Genomic DNA, 17,541 nt, shown 5'->3' with positions numbered 1-17,541 from the left:
TTCGTGACACTTGGGCGCTTTTGAACTCGATAATTTCCAAGGGGGCAGGTCAGCGCCAATCGCCTCAGTCCTGAAGCCTTCCGGCTAGCTTGCTGCAAACATCCAGCCGAGACCAAGCGATATTGCCGGGATATAGGTCACGAGCAAAAGCGCGAACAGGATGGCAAAATAGAACGGCCAGATTGTCTTCACGACATTTTCCATCCGCTCATTCCCGACAACGCAACCAACAAACAGGCATGCCCCGACCGGAGGCGTTGTGAGCCCGAGGCCCAGATTCATCATCATGATGATTCCGAATTGGATGGGGCTCATACCAAGATCGAGGACAATGGGTAGGAAGATTGGCGTGGTGATTAGGATCAGAGCTGCCATGTCCATGATCATCCCTAAAAGCAGGAACGTACAGTTGAGCAGCAGTAAAATAACGAACTTGGACTCTGAAAACGACAAGACAAAGCTCGCCAGAAGCTCTGGCACGCGGTTGAGTGTCAGAAGATATGCGAAAGCCGAGGCGCAGGCGATCAGGACCATCGCCATGGACGTGATGCGCACCGAGACCAGAACCGCTTGTTTGAATTTCTGCCACGTCAATTCGCGATAGACGAGTGCCGTCACAACGATGGCGTAAATCGCACCGAACGCGCCGGATTTCGTGACGGTCATGATACCGGACAACACACCGCCCACGATTATGACAGCGGTCAGCAGGCCGGGCAGCGCGACGATGAAGCTGATCGCCAGTGAGGAAAGCCCCGGGAAAGGTTCAGCGGGATAGCCGCGCTTGACGGCCACCAACCACGCCACAAAGGCAAGGCACAGGCACATCAGGATACCCGGAACGACACCCGCCAAGAACAGTTGGCTAATCGGAAGGCCACCTGCCGCGATGGCATAGATGATCATGTTGTGGCTTGGCGGGATCACGACGCCGGCGATTGAAGATGTTACGGTCACGTTGACTGCATAGTCGCCGTCGTAGCCTTTTTCCTTCATCACCGGCATTAGGATCGATCCCAATGCCGAGGTATCCGCTACCGCAGACCCGGAGATGCCGCCAAACAGCATCGAGGACGATACGTTCACTCCGTAGCTGCGGACCATCGCGGTATAGGCCCGGGACGTGAAGACCAGGCCATTGTCGCTGCGAAGAAGGAACGGCGTATCGACCCGCCCCAAAGTTCCGAACCTTGCGATCAGCGCATGTTCGAGCGCCGAGACCGCCGTGGACGCCTTGCCACTGCGCAAGAGATGCCTGCCGAGCAACTCGCGCGTGTGGCAATCCATCACCAGCGCCAGCGTCGCCCAGCCATTCTGGCCGGCCCAGACGCGGGCCAGATCGGTCGCCCAACGCTCATTCGGAGCCTTGGCCGCCGATGGCAGCGCCTCGATCCTGGGACGTGCTCCGATGGACCTCTTGCGCACCTGCCAGCCTTTGAGCTGAAAGACCCGCTGCACCGCCGCAGTTTGATGGATCAAAGCGGCCACCAACATCAGCTATTGTAGCGAAAATCCGACTGCTATGAAACCGTGGACGGTTCTAGTCTCAGACTCGGATGCCCAATCGCAGAAATCAATTCTCCTGACGGCAAAACATCGCGGGGATTGTGTCCGTGTTCCACCCGGTACAATGCCAAATCACTGTCACTTTCCAAGGAGAGTAAAGTGGCAGCCAATGAGAATATTTTCGGTCCCATAGGCACGAGAACAACTCTGAACTGAGAGGATAGAACGCCTACTACGTCAGATAGAAGCCTCATCGTTCCTACCGGATCGAACATATTGTATTCGATCGTGCTTGCTTTGTATGGAGAAAAATCAAAGTCAAAATTTGCTTTGCGCACTGCCTCATCAAATCTTGGATCATGGCCGGAAGCCCACGCGCAGATTGTTCGTTCGGGCTCAAGTTGGTTGATCAACCCCAACGCGACGCCGTACTCAAACCCCAATCCCATTACCAAGGCAAGTGGTAGGTTCGGATCAGCGTTGTACCCCGCTAAATCCGGATGACTAGCACCAATTCTTCGAATTTTTGGATACTCGTTCTTTGGCTGAACGAACTTCGCCGGAAGGTATAAGTACTCTACTTCATGAACTTTATGCCTAAATTTTCGAACCATTACTGCAATTTCTGCCAGCATCGTCCGTGTGAGGCAGGAAATATCTATCAGGACATGCAAGCTCTCCGGTGCGGAATTCTCAAATACTTGTAATAGCTGGCGGTAGCTTTCCGAACCATTTAGAGTGTCACGCTCTGACAATATAATATCGGCACGATCTCGAATATAGATTTCGTTATCTCTCGCTATTTTGCTTTCTCGACTAGCATGTTGAAACACAACAGTTGTTTCGCTGGAAATACACTCTTCGCGCAGAAGCGCGGTGGAGCGTTGCTCTGATCCAGAGGCAGAGACAAAAATATTCGCAGTCGAAGTATACTCGCCAAAACTCGCTATGCTTCGAGATTTATCAATCATAGTTAAACAGATCGTCTAGCAATAGTTGTTCCGAAACTCTTTCGCTGGACCTCGAGTCAGAGAATAACAGCGTCGACAAGTCAATCCTCCTTCCTCTGATCAACGGCAGCTTATATCTAGGCGAAAGCAAATAACTTAGACGCACACGCCGCATAGAAATTTCTCCAGGTCGAACCGGTTCTGATTGAGGTAGAATGATCATGGCACCTTGGTTTACGGCTATGCCAATCATATCCATGATCCGTCCACTTACTTTACTATCGACTCGAAATGTAAGCGCAGGTTCTGGATCAAATCGCTCGCCCAGAACGCCTTCTGATAGTTTTTTTCCAATCTCATCAATAAGTTGAACGAGTGTTATGCCCTGGGGACTTACTCGGTCGTCGCCGTAGGTAGAAAGCAACATCATGAGGGAAGCGATCGATCGACGTACTCGCGATGACTGTTTTTGTCGAGAAACGGGTAGCTTGCCACCACGCGCCTCAAGCAATAGAGGCCGGACAAGACCCAACAACCAACGTGGGTTGCCCTCGCAAATCTGGAATATGGACTCTGCTCCCGTATACAGCGGTGGGAGCGATTTTAGCGAACTAAGCCTACGCTTCGGAACTTTGCTCACTCGGCTATGTAATGAGCTGTCAAAAAGGTAGTGCTCTCTAACCACAACCGGCGCGATCATCTTTCGTATGAAAGCTTGCCTGTTTTCGCTCTCGGTGTGCATTGTCTCCAAATTGATATCGTTCTCATCGATGTAGTTTGCGAAGCTTCTGTCCTTCTTCGCAAGGTCAACGAAATAGTTATAGTACATTCCACCGGGCTCTAAACGTAGCAACTCACCATCGTCGTTATCTGTTTCTTCTGGGTCTTTGGTATAGGTTGAAGTTCCAAGGACATCTTTGGCGGAATCATGCTTCAAACCGACATCTCTGCAGATCGCAGCAAGAAACTTTTCGCTAAACTCAATAATCTTCTTTTTGCTTTGATCGGTCAGGTCCACCAAATTGAAATCATGGGACACCATAGGCATGCGGTAACCAAAGATACTAGAAAGCGCGACATCGTAGGGGCTGGCGGAGAACTTAATAATGAAATCTTGATTAAAAGAGCGTGTACTCTGCCAAACTGACTTTTTTACATTCTCCGGCGCTATCTCCACCTCATCAAAGCAAGCCGCGAATTTCAATTTAGAATGGTAGAAGTGTCGAAATAGTTGCAAGAATATGTTCAGATCATCGTAAAATGCGCCGCCAAAGAACTCATACTTGTCCAACAACTCCTTGGGAGATGGTCGATCACTTGCAGAGTAAGCTATTTCTCTCTGTATTAACTTTATCTGCTGTGTAATAGCGCGTCTAAGGCCGAATATCCCTCCATACTCTGGCTCCAAATTCCAATCACCGCTTAGAAGTTTGAAAAAGTCTTTCTCTTCTTCAATATTTTGGTCAATTTTGAACTTGTCGAATTTCTGGTCGCGTACACTCTGTATCTGCTGAATGTGACCCAGAGTATCGCAAATTGATAGCTTTACGTGACTGCGGAACAATTCATTGGAAAGTATCTCGTCCGTGGCTTTGTCGAAATCGCCAGATATAGGGCGCCTAAATTCAGGATACCATGTGAAGTCGGTTGGGATAAATATTGTATAGTAGTCGACGTTACGAAGAACTTCATCTCGCTTTGGTGATGTCCAAGACTGCAGCGCTGGAAGGGTTAGCATTTTCAGCAGAGTTGTCTTGCCGCTCCCTCTTGGGCCGAGGACAACAGTGTTCGCGTGTTTCGATACATCAAGAATGTCTTGTGAGTAAATGTAGTTCTGGCCAACCTCGGCAGGATCAAGCGACCGGGCGTTGAAAGAATCGAATAATGAACGATTATTCATGGTCCCTCCAACTCGATGAATTCTGGCCAATAGGTGTCTTCTGGTATTCGAGCGCCCCGCAATCTCAGTAGTCGCAACAACTCTGTTTGTTCCGCTGGAACGATAAAATCGATCTCTGGACAAGAAGCGCTTAGGTCTGCCCAGCGGCAAAATCTGGTGGTCGTTGCGGACAGTTCTGATACTATCCTATCAGCCAGTTGGGGTAAACCACCCGGTGCTCCGAAGCCGCATCGGTAGGGTAGGCCAGAATCATGCTGAGCTGGTACCCAGTTTGTCCCGGGAGACCAATTCCATGTCTTAACAGTGCCGTACAAGGACGATGCATCCAGACCTTCACCGGGATCCTTCATTGTAACTAGGTGAATTTGATTTCTTGGGTGCCAGCCTCTTACGGCATACGATTTTGCTGCGATACTACCGGCTGAGAGTACAACTGGTGAATTTGGCTGGGCATCGGCGTAGTCAATCTTTGGGATGTGTTGGTGCCCATGCACTACAAGCCATCTTCTACCCGTAGCTTTCAGAACATCTACAATTGCTTCGCCATTCTGCAGTTCGGAATTGTCCTCTTCCATCCATGCTTGTCTTCTTAGATGATGATGAAGCAGAAGCACGTTGAATTTTGAGAGCTTTTGAGGAACCGTATTTTGTAATGTTTCGATTGTGTTTGCCGCAATCCGTCCTCGCAAGTACTCGGTAGTCGACCAAACGTCGTCCTCGGGTCCGTATGTTGAGTGAAACGTGCAGGAGTTTAGGACGACTAAAGTGCAATCCTGTTGACGAAACTGGTGGACCAACATGTTATCGCGCCAGAATCTGTCACCTATACGTCTGTCAGCAATAGGAAAAGATGGTGCTAGGGAACGTAGCTCTTGGTCGGCCGGATTGTCTGGTGTGTTACGCCTAGAATCGACATCGTGGTTTCCAATAGCGCCGACAAGACGCCTCGCGCTCAAGCTGGTCTTAAGCCTGTTCAACTGCCTCCAAGCAAAGTGCTGGGCTATTGCATCATTTCGATCGCCATAGTCGCCCGGGCACAGGATCCAATCAACTCCGTGTTCCTGCAACTCGCCGATGTTCGGTATCGAGGCAATTGGGTTCCAGTTTTCCCCAGAAAATCTCGGTAGGGCCGAAAAATACGACGGAGCTTCTGTGCTCGTTGGCTCCTTCTGATGAGCATGCAAATCGCTGACGACCAAAATTCGCAAGGATAACTTCGCCTTAGTAATTTCTTATAAACAATTCGTCTTGATGGGTGCGTGCGTTTGTGTTGGCCGCAACCGATCTTATAGTGGTCACTCTTGTGGTAGACCAGTCAAGCGCTAACTGTTCGATGTCCGGGCAGTCAGGGTAGCTGAGCAGAAACATGGCCCCTCGCTCATCAAGAATCCTTAGCACCTTGCGGACGCGCTCGATGTCGGTCATTTCGAATGGCTGCGAGCTATATTCACGAAAAACTCTCCGGGTGGATTCATAGTATGGAGGGTCGAGATAGACAAAGTCATGTGAAGCTACATTTTTCATGCAGACTTCTTCGAAATCGAGTTGCAGTCGATTGGCCAAGGACAAGTGTCTAGCGGAAGCAAAAAATTCCTGCTCCGTTGGATACTTGGGTACTCGAGAAGACGAAAAGGGCACATTGAATTGCCCTTTCTTGTTAGTGCGAAAAATACCGTTAAAGCAATTTCTGTTCAAAAAGTAGAAAATCGAGGCTCTTTCGAGAGGGTCTTCCGTAGATTGAAGTTTTTCTCGTGCTTTGTAGTAGCTTTCCGAACTTCTGGGTATCGCTATGAATCTTTCATAGACTTCCGCCGGACTTTTGGATGCCTGAGCGTAAAAATTCATTAAATCGGTATTTATATCCGAGATTGTTGCTGTCTTCCCTTTGAGTGCGAAAAACATGCAGGCTGAACCGCAAAAAGGTTCAAAATATCTTTCAAAACTAACTGGGAATGCCGCCAACAGATCTTTTGCGAGCCTCTTTTTACTTCCCGCCCATCTTAGAAGGGGCTTCGGCTGAGGAGAGCCCTCCAAATCAGTCATAGCATACTCAATGGAGGCGATCCACAGCAAGAAAAATTCGGGCTCGAAAACCGAAGTCTAAACTCGTAACTTGCCGTCATCGAAGCCAACCTAACATTGAGAATTTTCATGGATGATAGACTTACAGAGGAGTACCTTCAACTACAGAAGACTGTCGAGGACTTCGATACGAAAGCACTGTCTATCAAGGCTTGGAGCGTTACTTTAAGCGCAGCAGGGCTTGTAGCTGCTTACGTGGAGAGCCAACCAAGTGTTCTGTTGATCGCCGCTTTTAGCGCCATAATTTTTTGGCTTATCGAGGCGCTCTGGAAGACAAACCAGTATGCTTTCTATCCGAGAATCTATCAAATCGAGGAAGCGTTTCAGGCGAAATCCGAAGAACTTGCGCCGTTTCAAATCGCTTCGAGCTGGTCTGAGGCTTGGCGTTCTGGGAAGAGGGACAAGAAGGTTTGGGATGTACTGTTTTGGCCGCATGTTTTCCTCCCACATGTAGTCGTGGCTGCGGGAGGCTTTGCGCTGTACTTCTTCATGCCTCCTTCGTGATAATCACTTTGAAGTGGAAGTGATTGATTATGTCCACAGATGAGCCTGTCATTTCTGACGCGTGAGACACGTACATAGAACTTGACCTTTGACCTGCCACGGAATTTTCCTCCACATGGAACTAGAGTATATATCTGTCACGGTTTTATGCTGCTCCGATTACTCACTTTAGCGACACTTCTTTCAACGGCCAAGGCGCTTTTCCAGCCGAGGACTGAGTGGCGTCTGCGCCCATCATGGAATCCTGGAAGATGGCGATCCAGGCGTCGCGGCGCGTCCGCTAGGACTGCTGCCACAGCATATCTGCCAATACTCTTTTGAGGAAGGTTTCGACCGCCTCGATATCGTAACAATTGCCAGTTCCGCTCATTGGCACCTTGAAGCCATGCTGGAGCAGAAGCTTCATATAGTCGTGTGAACAGTATTGGCTGGCGCGGCTGGTATGGTGAATTCAGCCCTTGGGAGGTCTGCGCAAGGCGATGGCCATGTTCAGCGCCCGGATCGTCAGGTCACGTTTCATCCGATTGCTCACTGCCCTGCCGATGACCCGCCTGAAATGCAGGTCGAGCACGACGGCAATCAAACGCGAATGCATCGAGCAGCGCCAGTAATTCATCGGCGGAGAGGTCGCCCAAATGTGCACCGCTTGCCGCCTATTTAGCTCAAAGATCATTTCGTTGTAGGATTTGGTTTTGCCGCTACCTGCCGCAGCCAGTAGAACCTTTGGTTGCGGCAATCGGGCGAAATCCAAGTCCGCCACCATCGCATGCGTTCGGTCTTCCTTGTACATTTGAAGAAATCGGTCGACGTACGCGCGGCGGCTCGTCTGCGTTTTGGCTATTTGTGAGGATTGCTTCAAGATGTACTGAGGCCAAGAAGCAAACATCAAACGACAACCATTAACGAACAGGGGCATGCAATATGCCAAGCCTATCAATGTCTGCTTTCGTGTCGAATGTGCTTGCTCATAGCATTGCAGCGAATGACCGGAATCCGCCCTTCGTGCCGTACTTCAGCCCCCTACCCGTCCCGATCTAGCTTTAACCAATATCGCGTGTACCGGAGTTCACCCGTTCGGATCAAAGCGCCCTTCTCTACCAGGTTCTGGAGATCCCGCGTTGCTGTGGCGCGCGATGTTCCCGTGATCGAGATATAGTTCTCAGCGCTCAATCCCCCTGTGAACCCATCCGGCCCAGCCTTGAACAAACGGGCGATTACCTTGCTTTGGCGAGTGTTGAACTGATCACGGTACCGATCATAGAAGTGCGTCTTGGAAATAAAGAAACCAACCCGCTCAAGCGTCACCTGCTGTGCTGTAAGGACAGTTTCGGCAAACCAGACGAGCCACGGTGTGACTTCCAGCGTCTTTTGATGGCGTTCGAGTTGGTCGTAGTAAGCCTTCCGCTCTCGCTCGATCGTGAAAGCAAGGGCAATCAGACTTGGCTGACCGATATTCTGGGCCAAGGACTTTTCAGCCAGCGCCCTACCCAACCGGCCATTGCCGTCCTCAAAGGGATGAATGCTCTCGAAATACAGATGGCTCAAACCGGCCCGGATCAGTGCGCGCAATGGTTCGGGACCATCCGGTGCGGTCCGGTTGAACCAGGCTACGAACTGGTCCATTTCAGCCGGAACCTGATGTGAAGGTGGAGCTTCGAAATGCACCGTTGGGCGGTCGAGCCTGCCTGAGACGATTTGCATCGCATCCTCATGGCTCCGGTATGATCCAATCGTTTCCAGATGCCTGTCATGGGACAGAAGCATGTCATGCCACCGAAACAGGGTGTCGTGTGACAGTGGTTCCGAATAGTTGGAATAAACATCCACCATCATTTCAGAAACGCCCTGCTCGCGCGGTTTGGATGGATAGCTGTCGGGAGCCAGTCCAAGATGTCGGCGCAAGGAAGATTGCACGCTGAGACGATCCAGCATCTCACCTTCGATCGCGCTGGTCTTCATTGCTTCTTCGCTTAGCAGGTCGATACGCAATTGATCTCGATCCGATGTGTTCACATGATGAACCGCTCCAAGAACTTCCCCTGAGGACAACAGGAACTGTTGCTCGTATGGTTCGAGTCTTGCGGCGTCGTAACGAAAGGTAGGCCAGTCAGGGTTCTGCCAGTTCCACATCGTGAGGTATAAGCTTCCTTTCTATAACTCACTATTTATGGTTGCGTGATTTATAGAGGTCAATCCTATAGCTCACCTTTTTCAGACCCTTCGATCCAGTCATCACTTGGAGGTGTAATCTGAAAACGGTAAATTTCATCCTGTTTCCCCAAATTTACGTAGCATTGGATGTCCGCGAGAGCATTGCCTTTGGAGACAATTCGCCCTTTTCGATCTTGGCCAGCAACGAAATCAGGTAAGCCCCTGGAGATTGTATGTTCTCAGCACGTTGAAAGATGTATCCGAGAACAATGAAGCGAATAGCTGGGCCAAAAGTTGATTTCATTGCATACCAGGTTTGGCCAAGCCGTAGATACTCGGCGATATCATCCATAAGCCGATCACAGTGGTGCTGATCTTTTGCAAAGCGTAGTTCTGAGCATAGCCGTGGAAAACTGCGCTCCATTTGGTCTGGAGAAACCTGAATCTGAGAAAGCTTTTCTTTCTTAACTTCCGGATTCAAAGAGTCCTCTTTGTGCCCCTCAATTTCACTGTCACTGGCCCTCAAATTTTCTGTATCAGTCTGTGTTATCTCGGAGATTTCCACAGAGATTTCTGCCAACAGCTCGCTGAGTACATTCGCATCTGGTTTGCGACGCAGAGCATTGCGTACGGTGGTCACCAAATCAGAGATCGCGGTGTCATTTGCTACGAGTTCCTTAAGGCGCGCCAGAGCGGCGGAAACTTTGTCACGGAGTACAGTGAACTCGAGAACGCGATCAGCATGCCTCTGGGCTTCCTGAATGAACTCAGCGTGCCGTTCAGACAAAGGCATCAAGGAGAGCCCAGTTGCGGTGACCACCCTGCCCTGGCGATCCCGGCGCGCCCATCGCTTACCGTTTGCGCTCATGACGCGGCGGATAAGTCCAAGGTCCACCAGCGTCGAGATATGACGCTCAACTGTCTGCACGCTGACATGAGTTCGTTTGGCTATCGCCGCGTTGGACGCGAAACAGATGTGATGATCATCCTGGTCCGCAGCAATCTGATCACCGCCCATAAAGGAAACCATCGCTCTCAGGACATTGAGAGTTGTGGATTTTAACCCAAGAGGTTCTCTGGCCTCTTCAACGGCGCGAAGAAGTATCCATTTTTTGGGCGTACTGTTCCCCTGCCCTGCCGTTCCCGACAAGGTCGCTCCAATTGGAGCCAATGCTGTTAGTGTTTTCATGATTATCTATCGGCAGACAAAAATTACCCGTTCGCTCAAGAGCGTTTTTTCTTGTGTGGCGATTCGGGTGCTGCTAGATTCTAGGTGTCTAATCTAAGAATTGCGCTTTGCGCAGCAGCCCTCGAAGCTCCGGTTTCGGGGGTTTTGTTTGTTTGCCTTCCTCCTTTCTGCTCGTCCTCAGTTCTTTTTCTTGGCGTTTACAGCTGTAAACTCAGCGTGTGAGCGCTTAATGATTTCAGCCATGTTTTCGTCCAACCAGCTAGCGAAGCCAGCGTTAGCTCCGGTCCTTTTGACCGAAACAGTTAGTGATCCGTTGGTAGATTTGATTGTAACGCCTTCGATTGGGTTGAGTTCGGCTGCACCTTCTCTTTGTCTTGCACCGCGTTTGGCAGCTGCTTTTAGGAGCATTTCCAGCCGATCATCTGACGACATCGATGGCTCAATGGTTGCAAGAAGATTTGCAGCTTCATCTTCCGCTAGCTTGCCTGCAACGAAGTGCTCTGCAAGCACGGTCCATTTTGGGCGGCCTGATTTTGGGGCTGCGCCGATCATGTCACCAATCTTTGCAGGAACATGTTGCGTAATTTTTGTCAGGTGAGACAGCCCTGATTTCGAAACGTTCAATACTTGCCGCACCGTTGCCGTGTCATGCCCGGAAGTCAGGATCGCCTCGGCGAAACGTGCTTTCTCGTAGAAGGAAAGATTGCGCCTCGCAGCATTCTCAAGCCCTTTGGCGAGAAGCGCTGAAGCATCGTCGATATCCTGAACATTGGCGCGGACTTTAATACCAAGTTCACGACAGGCTTTGAGCCTCCTCCGTCCATAAATTGCCTCGTATCGACCGTCGGATTTCGATCTTCTGACAAGAATGGGAACTTGTTGGCCACCGTCTTGTATACTCGACATCAAGCTTTCAAAACTATCGTCTTCTTCGTCAATGTTTACAGCTGTAAACTCACCGAGCCTATCGGCAGGCCCCCAGTCGTCGATCAGAGCAGGGTCAATTTCCCTGATTGCGGCAAGAGAGCCCTGAAGCGCACCAAGAGCAGGGGCATTGGGTTTTGGAGTTTTATCGATGGCCTTGGGGCCAGAGCGCGCGATGGTGTTTGCGATCCCCGACATCTCCTGAAGCGACTTTCTAGCCATTAGCTGCGTCCCCATGCTTGATGGATCATTTGCTCTACCTCAGAGCCGATCGCATCCATTGAGTTCTTTGCCCGATCATAAGTTGCGCGTGTCATTTCTGACCGCACGACTTCGTAAATTGATTGTTTGAGCATTGTGGCGTCACTGACCGCGGTGCTTTTGAGGGCTGTGGCTGACATAACGCGATCCTGAAACAGTGCCCGCATGAACGAAGCCAGTTGTTGAGACGGTACGTCTGTTGGCTCGTCACGCGTTATCAGGAATTTGAAGTTGTCGTATTCGAGCGTAGCGCCGGCATCTTCAATGACTGCCATGTAAGCACCAGCGAGTTCGAGAAATTGAGCCGTCGAAGACACGTCCAGCATCGAAGGTGTAAGTGGCACAAGCAATGAACTGGCGGCCGCCATCCCAGCAATTGTCAAGAATCCTAGCTGAGGTGGGCTATCAATCAGAACAAGGTCAAAATCTCCTTCCACCTGGGCCAGGGCATTCCGTATTCTTGTAAAGAACGGATGGTCTGGGTTGGAGTGAACGGCAGATTCTGTCTCAAATTCGGAAAGAACAAGCCGTGACGGAGCCACAGAGAGACCGGGGAAGTACGTCGGAAGCACGACGTCCGCCATATCTACCGGATCTTCATATCGAATAGCATCGTAAATCGTCAGCCCGTCAAACTCTATTTCGGGGCTTATGCCGCACATGGATGTAAGAGAGCCTTGAGGATCCAGATCAACAGCCAGCACACGGTAACCGCGAAGCGCAAAATAGTGAGCCAAGTGAATTGTTGTGGTGCTCTTACTGCTGCCGCCTTTGAAGTTCATCAACTGCCAGACTTGGAGCTTTTCTCCTTCAGTCCGGCGAGGGACATAGCGCCCTTTTTTGCGTGAGGTTTTCTCAAGCGTTTCGCGAGCCTCCCAAAGTTCTTGGGCAGTATAGTAACGCCTACCGCTGCGTACGTCATTCGGTTCAGGAATCGTTCCCTCTGCGTGGACTTTGCGCATGAATTGACCTGAGACTCCTAAGAGTTCAGCAGCTTCTGGCGCTGCAAAATTTCGCAGTGATTTGGTGTTGTCGGGGGCAAATGCAGCAAGTAGATGTTCCCGGATAGCCGAGTTTAATCTCTCAGATATTTCCGTGGCGAGTGCCGATGGTCTTTCTGCCGCAAGTGGTGTCACGGGAATCATGTAGTTGCCTCAAATTAAAGAATGTGGTCATTTTTGCGCCACTTGAGATAAACAGCCGTGATTCATAGCACTAAGTCAAGGATTTTCGCCTATATTGTAGGTTTTCCAACGCGGAGGACTACATACGCTTTGCATCAGAGCAGGGTGGTTTACAGTTGTAAACTCGGTTGAGCGGGATCATGGGTTCTTTCAGTCGATGAAGTTCTAACGTAGGCATGCGAAGGCATTCCTGTAAAACTCCTCCCTATGCTCCGCTTTGAGTAGAACGCCTCTAGCATGGAGTTGGAGTGAAGGCCGAACGGCTTTTGGCGCAAATTGCGCAATTGGGAAGGGCAGGGAGCTAGTTGAGCTGATTGGTCAAATTCTCTCACCAACAATTTCGTTATCGAGTTTTCTGCGATACCAACTTCGTAACAATACTTCTGCGCCAGTACGGGAGTACGATGCGGTGAGAATGGCATGGCGATCTGGGTCAGATACACCGAGCTCAGCCCGTGCGCAGAGGAAAACACGCGAACATTCCGGCTAGAGTCAGCCGCTCGCCAATTGCCCAAGAAATGGCATACCGTGAGGGCGGGGTTTCGGGAATTGTGCGCCTGTAAGTTGCGACGGAACACGGAACTGTCCTCGATCCAGTGCAGCTGTGCTTGCGCGGCGCGGCTTTTGACGCAAGTCTCTACCGTCATTGGATTCATATGGGATCACAGACATGATCCGTGTGTTCACGTCCCATTAGCGTCCATAAAACCAGCTTGCTCGAATTAGTGATTTTGGGCTCCTCAATCGTTGAACAGACGGTCTCGTTGGCATATATTGCCAAAAAGGAGGCTTACGCCATGGTAACCCGCAATGTTGTACTTACAGAATCGCAGGATCAACTGGTGCAGAATCTGGTTGCGTCCGGTCGATATCAGAACGCCAGTGAAGCGTTGCGCGCCGGCCTTCGGCTTTTGGAGCGGGAAGAAGCGGGGCTGGAGTCTCTCAAACAAGGCTTGCAGGAGGGTGTAGCGCAGGCTCAGGCCGGAGATTTGGCAGAAGGCAGGGGTTCGGATGCGATCCGTCGTGCCTTTGCAAGGGCACGAGCCAAGGCGTGACCAGACCCTTTCGACTGACACGCCGCGCTGAATCCAGCCTGGTGGAAATTGCCCGATGGACCATCGACAAGTTTGGATCGCATCAAGCCGATCTTTATGAACAAGAACTAATAGCGCGCTGTCAGGCCATCACAGAGGGCAGGGTGGCCAGCCGAAGTTGTTCTATATTGGTCGAAGAGGCGGCGGATCTCAGATATGTGCGCGCAGGAGAGCATTTCCTGGTTTATCTGGATCAGCCGGACGCGGTGATCATTGTTGATATCCTGCATTCCCGTTGCGATCTGCCGCGACATGTTTCCGCGCTGGCCACGTTAACAGATGCGACAGGAAACAAGACATAGGCACAGCAGCCGGAGTTTCCCTCAAGCGGGGATTATTAAATAGTCAGTAACTACTCACCCCAGTAGATCAGTCGCCGGGTTATCCGCGATGTCCACATCGTCGTAGTATTTCTGCGCCTGGGCCATGGAGCGATGCAGGGAGAGGCGCATCGCGGCCTGGATCGGGGCGCCGTCCAGCGCGGCCTGGGTCAGGAAGCCCGAGCGCAGCCCATGGGGGGAAGCGAACCCGTCCGGCAGGCCCGCCAGTTTCGCCCGACGCTTGACGATCTGCGCGATGGCATCCGGGCTGAGGCGGCGGGTTAACACCCGATCGGCTTTTGAAACAGGCCGGAACAAGGGGCCGTCCTGAATCTCACCCACCTCGATCCAATGGGCCAGCGCTTGGGCTGCGCGGCCTTTCAACACCAGCCGCGGCGTTTCACCTTTGGTTGTCGTCTTGGTCTCCAGCAGTGAAATCCAAACCAGGCTTTTCTCGTCGAACTCCTTCAGCGAGACGTCTTCAAACATCAACCCGGTGATCTCCGAGCGCCGTCTACCACCCGAAGCCCAACCCAGCATCAAGATGGCGCGGTCGCGGCAATCCCGCCGGGACCCCCGACAAGTGGACAGCAACTGCTCGAGCACATCGCGGGTAATCGGTTGCTGCGATTTTGGGGCAGGGGGCCGGGCGGCGGCGCGGCGCGCCTTGGCACGGGCCTGCTTCACCTGCGGCGCATCAAAAGGGCTGGTCAGGTTCTTCATTCGATGAAAGGCCAGCCAGGAGGCGATGCGCCGGTCCAGCGTAGAAGGGGCCGGGCAGGCGAGGGACTTGCGTAGCCCTTGCGCGATCAACATCTCGGCACTCTGACGCGCGACATCCTCGGGCGCGGCATCTCCCAGATCGCGGGCGTGATCGAGAATGAAGGCCAGCGCTGTGGCCTCGCTCTCGGGCCAGTCCAACGGCACTCCGAACCGTGCTGCCTTCCAGGCCGTTACATAGAGCAAATCGCGCTCATAGGCCCTGAGCGTGTTGGCGGGTGTGCCGCGGACATAGAGATCGGTCAGGGCGTCCTGGTCAGACTGCGACAGGGCAGGGGAGGGGGCGGGGAGATAGGGCTCAGGGGTGCTCATACTGTCGATTTTCCCAAACCTGTAGACTGCTCTTGCTTGTTTTCACCATGTCTCATGGTTGGCCTTATGCTGTTCTGGTCCTTTAAGAGTAGACACGGGCTGAGTTTGTGCCGGTCCATGTTTACAAAATCCCAGGTTACTGTGCTGCATCTACTTAGGTTTGCTGCCGGATCGGGGCAGGGGTCTACGGGTTATGGACCAATGCCATCGCGAGTCCAGTGGTTAAGGAAAACCGACAAATGAGGCACATTCTGCGCGCATTTTCCGGCAAAATCAATCAGTCATGATAAGGGATACTTATCGTATGTAACTTAAAACTGATAACGCAACAAAAGTACCGAGCAAAAGTAACAGATTTTGCGCGTAAAGTAGGTAGAGGGCTTGCGGAATAATAAAATCGGAGGTTCTGTCGCAGGTCTGTAAACCAATTGACATCGACATTGCGCTGGAACCGTTGGCAAACTAAATGAAATGAACAGATATTTTGCCACTGAATTGCCTTTCTGGAAGTTTGCCAGAAACACGCTGATCGTCAGTTGCCTTGCGTTGTTTCCGCTGTTGGCCATCTTCGTTTTGCGCACGCCGGGCTTTGCGACGCACCTCCTGAACAGTGGTCCCGCGTTTGTTCGGTTTTTGCGTCAGGTGGTGACGAATGGGTTGCCGGTCGTTTTCCTTTTAAATTATCTCAGCTTTTTTCTTTTCGCCGTTGGGGTAAGGGCGCGGGGCAGGGGGGCCATCCCGGCCCGGTATCTGCTAATTGACCTGCTGCTACGGGCCGTCCTGTTCATCGCGCTGCACGCGCTGATCTACGCGCTTTCGGCAGACTGGTTCGGGTCTTTCGGCGGTGATCCCGTAGTGGCGTTGCGGGTAGTCGGTCCGACGCTGGTACGCTCCGCCTACTTCGAGAACATCTCAGGCGTTTACCTGTACGCCACGCTGGTCGGAGCGCTGCCGCTATACCTATCCGTCGTTCAGAGCCAGATCGCCCACGGTACTGGATTTGCAGCCCAACTGGCACGTCGCGTACCTGGGCGCGGCGGACCTGTGATATTGGCCCTGCTACTGATGGCGGTGTCAGTGGTCGTTCTGACCACCGCGGCGGCGCTGATTGTCCGTTTACAGTCGGTTTGGGGCTGAAGGGTCAGAACGCCCTGCGTATCGCGAAGGAGACTGCGTAATCGCGTTCAAGCTGGGGCCCATCCAGATCTTGATACACAGGGATCACGCCCTCGATACCCAGGCGCGTGCCCGCCAAAACGCCCGACCCCGGCACAAGGTAATTCACTCCGATTCCGATACTCAGAAACTGGCCGCCGCGCAGGGTCGGATCAGCGGTGGGCACCATGCCTGGGTTCAGGCGCGCATCCGACCCGTCAATGTTTTCCACGATGTCGCCGACCACCCGCAACGAGGAGCTGAACTGGTCATTCCAGCGCCGTGCACCCCAAACTGTTGCTGAATAGACGTCACCCAAGGTGTAACCGGCATCATTCTCACCCATCCGGATCATGGCGGCCAGCTGGGCGCCCCAAGACCAATCCGCGTTCTGGCCCGTATAGGTGACGCCCGGCAGCAGGTCGTAGGTGCCTGAACCCAGTTGCATGGGGTAGGGCAGCAGCTGGTCCGGCCCAGCTGGCGTGGTGTCGGTCTCGTCTATCGAGCCAGTCGGCAGACTGAGGCCAAGAGATAGTTCCAGCACCTGCCCGTCGGATTTGTAGATATCATATCCGCCGATGATCTTCAGATCGCCAAACCCCTGTGCCCTGGTCTCAAAGGTCTGGCCCATGCGGGTCTGGTGCTTCATCGTCTTGCGGGTATAGGGCAGCATCGCCATCACCGAGATCTCGTCGGTCACACCGTACATCAGGCCGACCATCGCCATGTTCATGCTCATGCTGAGCGGCGCGATCGGATACTGCGACAGAACGTTCGAGGTAGACAGCGACTGCGTTCCGGTACGATTTCCGTCCATCTCCATGTTCATGTAAGAGAACACAGGCATCAAAACACCCTCGGGTGGATGCATACCGCCAACGACACCCGTTGGCGGCACCGCGTCGGGGCGCATCATCCTGGACATGCTTCCCATACCTGACATGTTGCTGGAGGCTTGCGGGTTCATCGCCACGTTGTCAGCCGGACGGGTTTCCGGTTGGGCCATGGCAGTTGACCCAAGGCTCAGCCCCCCAGCCAGTATTACAGCCTGGAGGCGTTGCCAGACGCACGTAATCTTGCTGTTGCTCCGTGTCATGATGCCCTCGTGTTCGTTTGTTTCCTGAGTCCCTGCCCTGAAAACAAAGTGTTCGGTACGTCCATCGGTGAAGTCGAAATGGTGGGGGTCTCCAGCGCTGGAAGGTCAAGGCCGCCGGCCAGATTTGCGCTCG

The 17,541-nt window shown here is 52.3% G+C and carries 15 protein-coding genes and 1 pseudogene; 4 read left to right on the top strand and 12 right to left on the bottom strand.

What is annotated here, in order from left to right; genetic code table 11:
- Positions 1-84: 84 nt before the first annotated feature.
- The 5 genes from ACR0BZ_RS10110 to ACR0BZ_RS10090 are packed head-to-tail and all read right to left on the bottom strand — an operon-like array spanning position 85 to position 6,399.
- On the bottom strand, positions 85-1,479 hold the full coding sequence (locus tag ACR0BZ_RS10110; protein ID WP_480920131.1) for a TRAP transporter large permease subunit: 1,395 nt from the start codon (positions 1,477-1,479) through the stop codon (positions 85-87).
- A gap of 41 nt (positions 1,480-1,520) precedes the next feature.
- Positions 1,521-2,477: a hypothetical protein gene (locus ACR0BZ_RS10105; RefSeq protein WP_480920130.1), complete on the bottom strand. Its 957-nt coding sequence runs from the start codon at positions 2,475-2,477 to the stop codon at positions 1,521-1,523.
- Positions 2,470-4,356 (bottom strand): ORC-CDC6 family AAA ATPase, encoded by a 1,887-nt coding sequence (locus tag ACR0BZ_RS10100; RefSeq protein WP_480920129.1) that lies wholly within the window; start codon positions 4,354-4,356, stop codon positions 2,470-2,472. The genes ACR0BZ_RS10105 and ACR0BZ_RS10100 overlap by 8 nt, the downstream gene beginning before the upstream one ends.
- The gene (locus tag ACR0BZ_RS10095) at positions 4,353-5,555 is read right to left on the bottom strand and encodes a metallophosphoesterase family protein (protein ID WP_480920154.1); all 1,203 of its coding nucleotides are present in this window, start codon (positions 5,553-5,555) and stop codon (positions 4,353-4,355) included. Before ACR0BZ_RS10095 ends, ACR0BZ_RS10100 begins: the two co-directional genes overlap by 4 nt.
- Before the next feature lie 22 nt (positions 5,556-5,577).
- A complete protein-coding gene (locus ACR0BZ_RS10090; protein WP_480920128.1) occupies positions 5,578-6,399 on the bottom strand; it encodes a DNA adenine methylase in 822 nt (273 codons plus the stop codon).
- A gap of 108 nt (positions 6,400-6,507) precedes the next feature.
- Between ACR0BZ_RS10090 and ACR0BZ_RS10085 the strand changes: the two genes are divergently transcribed.
- Positions 6,508-6,942 (top strand): hypothetical protein, encoded by a 435-nt coding sequence (locus tag ACR0BZ_RS10085; protein WP_480920127.1) that lies wholly within the window; start codon positions 6,508-6,510, stop codon positions 6,940-6,942.
- A gap of 137 nt (positions 6,943-7,079) precedes the next feature.
- On the opposite strand, the pseudogene ACR0BZ_RS10080 reads toward ACR0BZ_RS10085, so the two are convergent.
- From ACR0BZ_RS10080 to repA, 5 genes and pseudogenes are all read right to left on the bottom strand, one after another.
- A pseudogene (locus ACR0BZ_RS10080) lies at positions 7,080-7,522 on the bottom strand (DDE-type integrase/transposase/recombinase); the annotation flags it as partial.
- A gap of 440 nt (positions 7,523-7,962) precedes the next feature.
- Positions 7,963-9,072 carry a Fic family protein gene (locus ACR0BZ_RS10075; RefSeq protein ID WP_170417844.1) on the bottom strand — a complete coding sequence of 370 codons (1,110 nt, stop codon included), beginning with the start codon at positions 9,070-9,072 and terminating at the stop codon, positions 7,963-7,965.
- Positions 9,073-9,226: 154 nt separating this feature from the next.
- On the bottom strand, positions 9,227-10,282 hold the full coding sequence (locus ACR0BZ_RS10070; protein ID WP_170417847.1) for a helix-turn-helix domain-containing protein: 1,056 nt from the start codon (positions 10,280-10,282) through the stop codon (positions 9,227-9,229).
- 177 nt (positions 10,283-10,459) lie between these two features.
- Positions 10,460-11,428 (bottom strand): plasmid partitioning protein RepB, encoded by a 969-nt coding sequence (gene repB / locus ACR0BZ_RS10065; protein WP_170417850.1) that lies wholly within the window; start codon positions 11,426-11,428, stop codon positions 10,460-10,462.
- Entirely contained in the window at positions 11,428-12,612 is a 1,185-nt protein-coding gene (gene repA, locus ACR0BZ_RS10060; protein ID WP_170417853.1) for a plasmid partitioning protein RepA, read from the bottom strand. Before repA ends, repB begins: the two co-directional genes overlap by 1 nt.
- Before the next feature lie 836 nt (positions 12,613-13,448).
- On the opposite strand from repA, the gene ACR0BZ_RS10055 reads away from it, so the two are divergent.
- Complete coding sequence (locus tag ACR0BZ_RS10055) at positions 13,449-13,706, top strand: type II toxin-antitoxin system ParD family antitoxin (protein ID WP_170417856.1); 258 nt, start codon at positions 13,449-13,451, stop codon at positions 13,704-13,706.
- Positions 13,703-14,047 carry a type II toxin-antitoxin system RelE/ParE family toxin gene (locus tag ACR0BZ_RS10050; RefSeq protein WP_170417859.1) on the top strand — a complete coding sequence of 115 codons (345 nt, stop codon included), beginning with the start codon at positions 13,703-13,705 and terminating at the stop codon, positions 14,045-14,047. Before ACR0BZ_RS10055 ends, ACR0BZ_RS10050 begins: the two co-directional genes overlap by 4 nt.
- A gap of 54 nt (positions 14,048-14,101) precedes the next feature.
- On the opposite strand, the gene ACR0BZ_RS10045 is transcribed toward ACR0BZ_RS10050, so the two are convergent.
- Positions 14,102-15,157, bottom strand: coding sequence for a tyrosine-type recombinase/integrase (locus tag ACR0BZ_RS10045; RefSeq protein ID WP_170417862.1), 1,056 nt, complete (start codon positions 15,155-15,157; stop codon positions 14,102-14,104).
- 471 nt (positions 15,158-15,628) lie between these two features.
- Between ACR0BZ_RS10045 and ACR0BZ_RS10040 the strand changes: the two genes are divergently transcribed.
- Positions 15,629-16,294, top strand: coding sequence for a hypothetical protein (locus tag ACR0BZ_RS10040; protein WP_170481383.1), 666 nt, complete (start codon positions 15,629-15,631; stop codon positions 16,292-16,294).
- Positions 16,295-16,298: 4 nt separating this feature from the next.
- Here the strand turns inward: ACR0BZ_RS10040 and ACR0BZ_RS10035 are convergent, their stop codons facing one another.
- Complete coding sequence (locus tag ACR0BZ_RS10035) at positions 16,299-17,408, bottom strand: transporter (protein ID WP_267362930.1); 1,110 nt, start codon at positions 17,406-17,408, stop codon at positions 16,299-16,301.
- Positions 17,409-17,541 lie beyond the last annotated feature (133 nt).

The organism is Ruegeria sp. P8, assembly GCF_056534665.1.
The sequence above is the reverse complement of the archived record's forward strand: the minus strand, read 5'-3'. Positions and strand labels throughout refer to the sequence as shown.